Consider the following 9,392-nt stretch of genomic DNA (forward strand, 5'->3'; position numbering starts at 1 on the left):
TGCTTGATCGTTCTTCTTGTACGCGCGCGAGCGCGTCACTTGGAGCTTCTGTTCGCGACACCATGGCACGACGACGTCGTTCATGAACGCGCTGTCGTTGTCGAAGACAACGCCGCGCAACAACCAGGGGAATAGGCTCTATGCGCGGTTGATCGCTTCGACGACCAGCGAACCCTCCCGCGTCAGCAACGGCAGGCACTCCGTCCAACCACTGGCGATATCGACCATCGTCAGGATCTGGATGAACGAGTCGGCCACCGACGTGCCGCCATGGGCGACCATGTCGACCTCGCAAAAGCCGGGCACCGGGCTGTTCCAGTCATTGAACGTGCGAATCGGGACCTCGCGCGGGATTGCCGAATAGAATCCGGCACGGCGCCGCCTGCCGCCACTCGCCGCAATCTTCACAGCGACGAGCAGGCGATCGATGGTGGCGGCGCTGATGGCCAGAACACCATCTCGATCCGCCTGGCCAAGCCGCAATCGGCCGTGTTGCTCGAGCGCCGGCAGCAAGGTCGGGATCATCACCTTGAGCCGCTTGCCGCACACCCGATCCGACGCCTCCCAAAGCGCAGTCATCGCGTCCTTGATCGTCGTACCATATCTACGTTTACGCTCTTGTGGATTCTCGACCTCGCTGGGCCCAACTGTCGAGTGTCGTCCGAGCGCGCGCACCGCATGTTTACGATGCCAGCCCGTCATCGCGCACAGCGCGTCGAGGATCCGTCCCTTTTCCGCCCGCTTGGCAGACCCGGTATTGCTCCGTCACCGCTGACACCACTTCGCGCCGCGCGCCCATGCTGATCTTTCTCGCCGTAGTGGCCACGGAACCAATTCGGTGGCACCGCCCCAATCATCGGCGAGCAGTTTTCCAGTAACATTCTAGATGCGGCAATACGACCCTCCGTAGGCGTTGCTTGGCCTAGGAGCATCATCCTCAGTCAATTCGCGATCGGAGAATGAGCGACTGCACGGCAATGGATGAGATCAAAACCAGATGACTGCTGGACCGAAGCGCCGCTCGGGCCAGTTCTTCAGCTGCCTGATTGACACGGTCATACAAGTCTTCGTCGGCAAATCTGTGAGCTGTTCCGGCGAGGTGGACGACGCATCGCAATTCCGCAGTAGCGGCGTCCAATAGAAAGGCGCGGCCAGATCGGGAAGCGGCACTGCGAAGACGCTGTGGCCCTGGAGCCTGGACGTTGTCCTGGAGGCCGCCACACCCTGAAGCCTTGCTTGGCGAGATAGGGCACCAGATGGCGTCCAAGAAAGCCTCCGGGCCGGTCACGAGTACGGTGGATTGATCATTCATGAGTGAAAAACGGCTCCGCGCGCCGCAATCACTGACTTCCTTGGGGTGTCTGGTAGCGCAGTTTTCCGGTTTTTTGCCGCCCGTTTAGCGCTGCCGTCTTGTCAACTTGCGACTGCCGTTCGTTTTCCGGCATCTAACGAGAAAATTGTGCGGGGCGTTATGTACCACAACAAGAATATAATGGCCGTGCCGTTGGTCAAAAACGCTATCGTGAGCGGTACGTTTAGAAAAACTTGCGGAAGCATGCCCATGGACAAAAGGATGAATTTAGGCGGCAAACCGCAAGACAGGCGGTTGCCGAGAGAGATTAGAAGCCCACATGCCAGGACGGCCGCCGGAGCCGCAATCAGTCCCACTGAAGCGATTCCTTCAGTTGCGAACAAAGACGCATTGAAGTTGCCGATCTGATAGGTCCTTTGCATAAGCAGCGCCAACGGTTCATTGTATGGACAACTGACCAGCGACTTCAGAAAATTGATCTGACAAAAATAGGTAAGATCGTGCGTCGAAAAGAAATCAGAATACAAATCCAACCCGATGGAGGGTAGAGCGATCATCCTGAAATTGACGGTACCGAAATATACCGCAATTTGCGAGTGCGAGAGCACTTGGACCTTGAACAACAATACCAACATGACCCCAATCGACGTAGGGAGAAGTAATGATATGACGACAGCGCCTCTAACCTCAAAGAGTCGGGATAGTAGCGCCAAGAATAGCAGCCAGAATGCCGCAAAGAGCGAAGCCTTGCTGAGGGTGATCGGGTAAAAGAGCGACAGAAGCAGGATGACGCCCGTCGCTCGAAAAATTTGTCCGCGGGCAAAGAAGCATGCGAAGGCGAATGGCAACAGAGCATTCGTCGTTACCCCCATCGCATATCTCAGCCATGTTGGAAAATTCAGTTCAGCTCGAAATTTGTAGATTTCCGTTACGCCAACTAGCCTGAAATTGTGAACAACACCAATTGTTGCAATCGCCGCCGCAAAAATCAGAATTGAGAGCAAGAGCCTCTCGAATGCACGGGCGGAGAGGACATATCTTTGCTTGACCGGAGAGGTGATGAACAGTGCTGGCAGAATAAATGCCAGAGCCGAAGCAAATGCTGACAAGGCTGCCAGTGAATGATCGTAATGGAATTTTGAAAAGACCACGAGCCATAGATAACCAAGAACCATCGTGTAAAAATAGAATCCCAAAACATAGCCGAAGCTGAATTCGGCGAATGTGAAAAGGATCGATACAATTGCGAATGGAAAAATATTCAGCGTCGCCCACTGCAGGCGATTTCCATCGAACATGATGATCTGGAGATGGCCATAAAATTCCGCGACGTAGACCAGCGACAGACAGCATACCCCGATATGAAAATATATCAGGAACGCCGGCCCAAGCCGGGGGCGTGGCGACCCGAAGAAACTACGTGGGCCATCATCGGTTAGGTCGGTCATGCCGATTTCGTCGGAACGTGATGCTGGCAATCGGTGTACAAAAAATCGCGCCTACCATTCATGTTCTTCTCTCAGTAATATTTTGAACCAGCACAACAGATCCGAATGCAGTCAGAATAGACATTGCGAGTGCAATAACTAACGAGCTCGGTCGATCCCAGACATTCGTTACCGGCATCACCGTCGGTATTTGTGATACCTGAGGCTCCTTGAAGTTACTCTGTTCAAACTGGGCGGCGACGAGGGTCGCCATCTGCGCACTGTGCTCCCGCTCCGCTGTCGTAAGATCACGAACAAGTCTTGATCGCTCGAGCGCCAGTTTCCCCGCCAACGTCCATTGATTTGAAATCGTTTCGCGCAATTCTCGGGCACGGGCTCGATCGGCGTTGATTTCATCCGTTTGCGATGCCGATGGATCTCGCGTCGCGAGATTTGCCTGTGGAGGTTCCAACTGGCGCTGAAGGTTGCTTGTAAAGGTATCGACGCGTTCGATCTCCCGCGCGGTATCCTTGACCTGCCGTTCAAGTTCTTCGGATGTTTTGGTTCCCAGGGCGATTCGGGACGCGATGTTTTCACGTAGTGCGCGAGCACGAGGTGCCAGATCCTCCATTACCCGGTCGGTGATGCTCTCCTGAAACGCCTTAGCATCGCTCTCGAAATGAGGTGGTATGGTGTTCACGATCAATACAGAACCGCCGTAGCCCTCGACGATCGGATTTTGCAGACTCGCCAAAACGGAAGGGTTTTTAGCTTTTCCAGCGATTGCCAAGAGTGTGGCGGGTGCATAGACGCCGGTGATCCGCCTCGCGACCAGGTCGGGCGCTTCAACGGCAGTGCCAATTTCGATCGATGATCGAATCTGCACGCGCTTGGGCATTACGAAAATGGCCGTGGCAAGCACAGCAAATGTCAGGCCCATCACTCCCAGAAACAGGAATCGGCGCGACCAAACACTTTGTAGGATTGGAGCGGTCATCGGCTGGCGTCGCTTGTAGGCAACGGATCGGACAAATTAGATCAAGCGGCTAGTCTCCTGTTCCTAAGTGTTAAGCGAATTGATCGGTCAAGTCTATCATCCGGGTTGGACTTGTTGTCTCTCCGAAAATTTTCTAATCGACGATGGCGCTTCCAATGCGGAGTGGGCTCCTAAACGACTTGATTTATATAGGCTTTTCGGAATATAGACACGCCGTATCGACACGCACTCGGCACCTTGTGCGAGTATGACCTAAAGTTGGCTGCCGCCCGGACTGGATAAAGGAACTGCCATGATTAGATTTGGCTTGCTAGGGTGCGGGCGCATTGCCAAGCGTCACTCCGAACTGCTGGGCGGCGGTCATATCGGCCAGGCCAGTCTCGTCGCTGTCTGCGATCCCATTCGGGCACGCGCGGATGCAATTGCGTCGAAGTTCGGCGTTCCGGCACACTATGATATCGATGGCTTTCTTGCGCGGAACGATCTTGATGCGGTTGCGGTGCTGACGCCAAGCGGCATGCACCCCCAACATGCAATTGCCTGCGCGAAGGCGGGGAAACACGTTGTTGTCGAAAAGCCAATGGCGCTTCGGCTGCAGGATGCAGATGATATGATGCGCGCTTGCGACCAGGCCGGCGTCAAGCTTTTCGTCGTCAAGCAAAACCGCTTCAACGTTCCTGTGGTCAAGGCGCGCGAGGCGCTGGAAGCCGGTCGCTTCGGTCGTCTGATCCTGGGTACGGTGCGCGTGCGCTGGTGCCGCGATCAAAGCTACTATGATCAGGACGCCTGGCGCGGCACCTGGGCCTATGACGGCGGCGTCCTCACCAATCAGGCCAGTCATCACATCGACATGCTGGAGTGGTTCTTCGGGGACGTGGTGAGCGTTCATGCCCGGGCCACGACCGCCCTGGTGAAGGTCGAGACCGAAGACACCGCCGTGGCGACGGTAAAATTCCGCAACGGCGCATTGGGGATCATTGAAGCCACCACCGCGGTTCGGCCAAAGGATCTCGAAGGCTCTCTCTCCATCCTTGGCGAGAAAGGCACCGTGGAGATCGCAGGTTTCGCAGTCAACCAGATCAGGCACTGGAATTTCGTCGACGAGTTACCGAGCGACAAGGTCGTCATCGAGAAGTTCTCGGTCAATCCGCCCAACGTCTACGGTTTCGGCCACCAGGCCTATTATCAGCACGTCGTCGACTGCCTGTTGCATCAGCGCGCCGCGCTGGTCGACGGCCTTCAGGGCCGCAAGAGCCTCGAACTGATCTCCGCCCTCTACGAATCCATCGAGACGGGGCAGGAAGTTGCGCTGCGCTTCGAGCCGCGGCGGAGCAAGCTTGGTGTAATTTTGTGAGCGGAAAGCCGCAAGTGCGCCAGGTCGCCGTGCGTGACGTCAAATTTGGCGAGCGTGTCAAACTGGTCGAACCTTGCAATCTCTACGGCTGCGAGATCGCGGACGACTGCTTCGTCGGTCCCTTCACGGAGATCCAAACCGGCGCCGTCGTCGGCGCGCGGACCCGGGTGCAGTCGCATGCCTTCATCTGCGAGCTGGTCTCGATCGGGGAAGATTGCTTCCTCGGGCACGGTGTGATGTTCATCAACGACACGTTTTCGACCGGTGGGCCGGCCCGTGGCCGCCGCGAATTGTGGCGTTCGACGAAGATCGGCAACCGGGTCTCGATCGGTTCGAACGCCACCATCATGCCGGTATCGATCGCAGACGACGTCGTGATCGGAGCAGGCTCGGTGGTCACGAAAGACATCACCGAGCCGGGCAGCTACGCCGGAAATCCCGCCCGCCGCCTCAAGGGCAAGACCTAGGGAGTAGCATTCATGCCGGTACCTTACGCGGATCTCGGCCTCCAGTATCAGTCGATCAAGGACGAGATCGACGGTGCGATCGCGGCCGTCATTCGCGACAGCGCGTTCATCCGCGGTCCCTATGTCGATGCCTTCGAGCGGGAGTTCGCGGCGGCGGCGAGCGTCAAGCACTGCGTGTCCTGCGCCAACGGCACCGACGCGCTCTACCTCGCGATGGCAGCGCTCAAGGTCAAGCCGGGCGACGAGGTCATCACGACGGCGCATTCCTGGATATCGACGTCCGCGATGATCACGCATGCCGGCGCGACGGTCGTGTTCTGCGACACTGACGGCGAGACCTTCACGATCGACCCCGCGGCGATCGAAGCGGCGATCACGCCGCGCACGGTCGGCATCATCCCGGTGCATCTCTACGGGCAGCCGGCAGACATGGACGCGATCATGGCGATCGCGCACAAGCACGGCCTCTGGATCATCGAGGACTGCGCCCAGGCGCATCTTGCGCAATACAAGGGCCAGCCGATCGGGACCTTCGGGGCGGCCGCGACCTACTCCTTCTATCCGGGCAAGAATCTGGGCGCGTTCGGCGACGCCGGCGCGGTCGTGACCGAGGACGCGGCACTGGCCGAGCACATGTCCATGCTGGCCCGGCACGGCGGCCTCGTGAAGCACAAGCACCTGATCGAAGGCATCAACAGCCGGCTCGACGGGATGCAGGCGGCGATCCTGTCCGCCAAGCTGAACCACCTGAAGGCCTGGACCAAGGCGCGGCAGGATGCTGCGGCAGTCTATGATGCAGGTCTCAATCAGCTCGATGGTGTGGAGGTGCCCCGCGTCGCGCCTGACCGCACCCACGTTTATCATCTCTACACGATCAAGCATAAGAAGCGTGACGCTCTCGCGGCGTATCTGGGCGAGAACGGAGTCCAGACCGCGATCAACTACCCCACCGCGCTGCCGCTGCTCCCCTCTTATGCGCGCTTCGCGCATCGCCCCGAACACTTTCCGAGGGCGTTCGATGATCAGAACAAGATCCTCTCGCTCCCGATGTTTGCGGAGATCACTCGCGAGCAACAGGACGAGGTCATTCGGCTGATCAGGAACTTCTAGCGGTCGCTTCCGCGCAAGCTCTTTACGATGTCCCGGTAGCGCTTCGTCGAAGCCTGCTCGCTGTATTTTAGCGCGGCCACCGCAGCAAGACGGCCGCGTTCAAGCGTCGCCTGGCGATCGGATGCGGCTTCGGAAATCGCTTGCGCGAGCCTGGCGGGATCCTCCGGAGGCACGATCCAGCCGATGTCTTCCTCGGCGACCGCAAGCCCGGCCTCCGCGTTCGGCTCCGTTCCGACGATAACGGCCCGCCCGACAGCAAGAAAATTGTAGAGCCGGCTGGGAATCGAGACGCCCGCGACGTCGCGCCGATAGGGGATGGCCCAGGCGTCCGCCGCCGCCAGGAATTCGGCAAGCCGGTTCTCGGGCACGGGGTCCAGCAATGTGACGTTGTCCAGATTCTCCGCCGCTTGAAGGGTTTTCAGCTCGGTCCAGCCGACGCCCCAGCCGGAGAGAACAAAGTGAATGTTGGTCTCATGTCGCATCAGTCGTGCGGCTTCGAACACGGTGCGAGGCGCGTGCGTGAAGCCGAGATTGCCGCAGAGGCCGACGACGAACTTCGCCGAATAAGGCTTCCTGAAGCTGCTGCTATCGTCGGGCGCGCGGAAACCGATCGGCAGCAGCGTCCAGTTCGGCACGAAATGAATGCTGTCTGCTCGCACGCGCGGATAGCTCAGCAGCAGTGGGGCGACGTCACGGCCGATGACGAAAATCGCGTCTAGGGATCTGAACAGCCAGCCGTTGGCAAGGCGCAAGAAGCGCGTGGCGAGCGACGATTGACGGGCTATGCCGGCGGCCACCAGGGCCTCCGGATATAGGTCGTAGATCAGCAGCGCGGTCTTTGCGCGGCGCAGCCTTGCGGCGAGCGTGACCGCGTAGGGCAGGGTGAAGGGGCTCGTGACCGACATGACCACCATGCCGGGACGTGCACGTCTGTAAACGGCCCAGAACAAGCGTATCGCCAACGCAGTGCTCGCGATGAGGCGTTGTGCGAGCGCGTGCTTGGGCGGTCTCCAGTTCGCGATCTCGATGATTTCGGGCGTGTTCCCGCCGGTCGCTACCGGTCGTGCGGACCCCGGCGTCCCCGACAGGACGACCGCCGGCATGTCGAGGGCGATTGCATTCGCGATCGCACCGAGATAGGTCGCGGTCGTGCTCGAATCCGGCGGATAAAACTCCGTCGCGAGGATGAAGCCGGGAGTCTTCTCCACGACGCTATCCGGCTGGCAAAAGCGGCAGGACGAGCTCCCGCAGATTTTTGCCCGTAAAGAGATAGCCGGGCAATCCGGCTGTGCGCGCGGCCTCGATGCCGGACGGCCTGTCGCCGGCCACGAAGGTCCTGCTCGCGTCGGCGGGAAACTCGCTGAGGAGGTCCATGATCATGCCGGGTTGCGGTTTGCGGCGGTCACTGTTGCGCCGTTAAGGGGGCCAATGCCCGTTCGGATGAATCGGGCAATATTCGAAAGCATCGATCCGCGCATCGCAAGCCATCAGCTGCTCCGCCATCCAAAAGTGCAGCCGACAGATCTCGGCCTCGTGATAGAAGCCCCTAGTCACACCCTACTGGTTGTTGATCACGAAGGCGAAATACCTTGCTTCATTGGTCGCCTTTACGGCCTCGATGGCGCCGTCGAACCAGCTGAGTTTGTCGATCTCAAACAGATATTCGCTATGGACGTTCAGAACGCCGTCGCGATCGAAGAAAACCGCAGGGCGCAGCACCTGGTTGATCGCCGTGTTCTCTCTGGCTCGGTTCATTTCGGCTCGACATTGCGGTCTCTGCGGGGCGGAGGAAGCTGCTGATGCGGCCCGATCTCTGTGCCACTGTATCATGATTGTGTTCCAGGTCCAATCTGGGGCAGCGCTCCCGGCTTACCCGTGCCGGGCGGCTCCCTGGGGTTGACCCGCGAGGGACGATATGGCCAAGAAGAGCAAAGTGCGCGGCGCTCTGTGCGCATCGATCTTTTAAAATGGTGCGGGAATAAGTAAGTCATGAGTCAACGTGTTGCTCTCATCACCGGTGTGACTGGCCAGGACGGCGCTTATCTGGCCGAATATCTGCTGTCGCTCGGCTATGTCGTGCATGGCATCAAGCGGCGCTCGTCCTCGTTCAACACCGCCCGGGTCGATCATCTCTACAAAGACCCGCATGTCGGCAACGTGCCGTTCCTAATGCATTACGGCGACATGACCGACTCAACCAATCTGATCCGGCTCGTGCAGCAGATACGGCCGACCGAGATCTACAATCTCGCGGCCCAGAGCCACGTCGCCGTCAGCTTCGAGAGCCCGGAGTACACCGCCAATGCCGACGGCGTCGGCGTGCTGCGCCTTCTGGAAGCCGTCCGCATCCTCGGCATGGAGAAGGAGACGCGGTTTTACCAGGCCTCGACCTCAGAGCTCTATGGCCTGGTCCAGGAGATCCCGCAGAAGGAGACCACGCCGTTCTATCCGCGCTCGCCTTACGGCGTGGCAAAGCTCTACGGCTACTGGATCACGGTGAACTATCGCGAGGCCTATGGCATGTTCGCGAGCAACGGCATCCTGTTCAATCATGAGAGCCCGATCCGCGGTGAGACCTTCGTCACCCGCAAGATCACGCGTGGCGTCGCCCGCATCGAGCTCGGGCTGGAGCAGACGCTCTATCTAGGCAATCTCGAAGCCAAGCGCGACTGGGGCCACGCGCGCGACTATGTGGAAGGCATGCACAAGATCCTGCAGGCCGACA

Annotated in this window: 9 protein-coding genes and 1 pseudogene; 4 read left to right on the forward strand and 6 right to left on the reverse strand. The window is 59.0% G+C overall.

Going from position 1 to position 9,392, the window contains the following annotated elements:
* Positions 1-138: 138 nt before the first annotated feature.
* From IVB47_RS06900 to IVB47_RS06910, 3 genes are all read right to left on the reverse strand, one after another.
* Positions 139-702, reverse strand: a complete 564-nt coding sequence (locus tag IVB47_RS06900; RefSeq protein WP_247460646.1) for a hypothetical protein — start codon at positions 700-702, stop codon at positions 139-141.
* A gap of 711 nt (positions 703-1,413) precedes the next feature.
* Positions 1,414-2,760, reverse strand: coding sequence for a hypothetical protein (locus IVB47_RS06905; RefSeq protein WP_247460648.1), 1,347 nt, complete (start codon positions 2,758-2,760; stop codon positions 1,414-1,416).
* 58 nt (positions 2,761-2,818) lie between these two features.
* The gene (locus IVB47_RS06910) at positions 2,819-3,736 is read right to left on the reverse strand and encodes a hypothetical protein (RefSeq protein ID WP_247460650.1); all 918 of its coding nucleotides are present in this window, start codon (positions 3,734-3,736) and stop codon (positions 2,819-2,821) included.
* 292 nt (positions 3,737-4,028) lie between these two features.
* Here IVB47_RS06910 and IVB47_RS06915 point away from each other — a divergent pair, with 292 nt between their 5' ends.
* The 3 genes from IVB47_RS06915 to IVB47_RS06925 are packed head-to-tail and all read left to right on the forward strand — an operon-like array spanning position 4,029 to position 6,667.
* On the forward strand, positions 4,029-5,090 hold the full coding sequence (locus IVB47_RS06915) for a Gfo/Idh/MocA family oxidoreductase (protein WP_247460652.1): 1,062 nt from the start codon (positions 4,029-4,031) through the stop codon (positions 5,088-5,090).
* A complete protein-coding gene (locus IVB47_RS06920) occupies positions 5,087-5,557 on the forward strand; it encodes an acyltransferase (protein ID WP_247460654.1) in 471 nt (156 codons plus the stop codon). Before IVB47_RS06915 ends, IVB47_RS06920 begins: the two co-directional genes overlap by 4 nt.
* A gap of 12 nt (positions 5,558-5,569) precedes the next feature.
* The gene (locus tag IVB47_RS06925) at positions 5,570-6,667 is read left to right on the forward strand and encodes a DegT/DnrJ/EryC1/StrS family aminotransferase (RefSeq protein WP_247460656.1); all 1,098 of its coding nucleotides are present in this window, start codon (positions 5,570-5,572) and stop codon (positions 6,665-6,667) included.
* Here the strand turns inward: IVB47_RS06925 and IVB47_RS06930 are convergent.
* From IVB47_RS06930 to IVB47_RS06940, 3 genes and pseudogenes are all read right to left on the reverse strand, one after another.
* Positions 6,664-7,875 (reverse strand): glycosyltransferase family 4 protein, encoded by a 1,212-nt coding sequence (locus tag IVB47_RS06930; RefSeq protein ID WP_247460658.1) that lies wholly within the window; start codon positions 7,873-7,875, stop codon positions 6,664-6,666. The two genes, IVB47_RS06925 and IVB47_RS06930, sit on opposite strands and share 4 nt — an antisense overlap.
* A 4-nt stretch (positions 7,876-7,879) precedes the next feature.
* Positions 7,880-8,059, reverse strand: a pseudogene (locus IVB47_RS06935) (HAD hydrolase-like protein); the annotation flags it as partial.
* Between the two features lie 165 nt (positions 8,060-8,224).
* Positions 8,225-8,422, reverse strand: coding sequence for a hypothetical protein (locus IVB47_RS06940; protein ID WP_247460661.1), 198 nt, complete (start codon positions 8,420-8,422; stop codon positions 8,225-8,227).
* A 234-nt stretch (positions 8,423-8,656) separates the two neighbouring features.
* Here IVB47_RS06940 and gmd point away from each other — a divergent pair.
* On the forward strand, positions 8,657-9,392 hold a 736-nt coding region (gmd, locus tag IVB47_RS06945), incomplete at its 3' end, for a GDP-mannose 4,6-dehydratase (RefSeq protein ID WP_247460663.1).

It is taken from the genome of Bradyrhizobium sp. 62 (genome assembly GCF_023073035.1).
Taxonomy (GTDB): Bacteria; Pseudomonadota; Alphaproteobacteria; order Rhizobiales; family Xanthobacteraceae; genus Bradyrhizobium.

Coding starts and splice junctions, on each gene's coding strand:
- IVB47_RS06900 (WP_247460646.1), bottom strand. CDS start 702: ATGACGGGCTGGCATCGTAAACATGCGGTGCGCGCGCTCGGACGACAC.
- IVB47_RS06905 (WP_247460648.1), bottom strand. CDS start 2,760: ATGACCGACCTAACCGATGATGGCCCACGTAGTTTCTTCGGGTCGCCA.
- IVB47_RS06910 (WP_247460650.1), bottom strand. CDS start 3,736: ATGACCGCTCCAATCCTACAAAGTGTTTGGTCGCGCCGATTCCTGTTT.
- IVB47_RS06915 (WP_247460652.1), top strand. CDS start 4,029: ATGATTAGATTTGGCTTGCTAGGGTGCGGGCGCATTGCCAAGCGTCAC.
- IVB47_RS06925 (WP_247460656.1), top strand. CDS start 5,570: ATGCCGGTACCTTACGCGGATCTCGGCCTCCAGTATCAGTCGATCAAG.
- IVB47_RS06940 (WP_247460661.1), bottom strand. CDS start 8,422: ATGAACCGAGCCAGAGAGAACACGGCGATCAACCAGGTGCTGCGCCCT.